Origin of the sequence: Candidatus Skiveiella danica (genome assembly GCF_022705245.1) — a bacterium.
Lineage (GTDB): Bacteria > Pseudomonadota > Gammaproteobacteria > Burkholderiales > Burkholderiaceae_C > Skiveiella > Skiveiella danica.
Window position 1 is genome coordinate 1 of sequence record NZ_JAKJEW010000177.1, and the last position, 551, is coordinate 551.

A 551-nucleotide genomic window follows, 5' to 3' on the forward strand; every position below is an offset into this window, starting at 1 on the left:
GTGGGCTCGAAGCTGCTGCAACTGTCGAGCTGGAAACTGGACAGCTCCAACACCCAGACGTCGGGCAATGCGTCCGCGTCCAGGCAGGATGAGAGAGTGTCCAACAGGGTCGGGCCGATGTTTCCGGCCACCACGACCGACTTGTCGGCGCGCCGCACCAGTTGTCCGGTCAGCGCGGTGACGGTGGTCTTTCCGTTCGTGCCCGTGATGCCCAGCACCTGAGGGCGGTAGCCGCGGTTTTCCGCCAGATTCGCCAGCGCCTGGGAAAAAAGGCTCAACTCGCCACCGTTCCAAAGGCCCGCAGCCTGCGCGGCCTGATCCACCCCGGCCACCGATGCGGGCGCAAGGCCGGGGCTGCGGAACACCGCGCGCACCGGCGTTCCCTCCACCAGGCCAGCTTCCAGTGGGCCGCTGAGGAAGCGGGCGTCGGGAATGTCGTTGCGCAGTGCCTGCAGGCCGGGCGGGTCCTCGCGGGTATCGGCAACCTGCACCCGCGCACCGCAGCGCGCGCACCAGCGCGCCATGGCCAGGCCCGAGGCCCCGAGTCCGAG

At 69.5% G+C, this 551-nt stretch carries 1 protein-coding gene; it reads right to left on the reverse strand.

Annotated features, from left to right (window positions below; all coding sequences use genetic code 11):
- Window positions 1-551, reverse strand: a 551-nt coding sequence (locus tag ACMUOY_RS20825; protein WP_413894609.1) for a Mur ligase family protein, incomplete at both ends; no start/stop codon positions are given.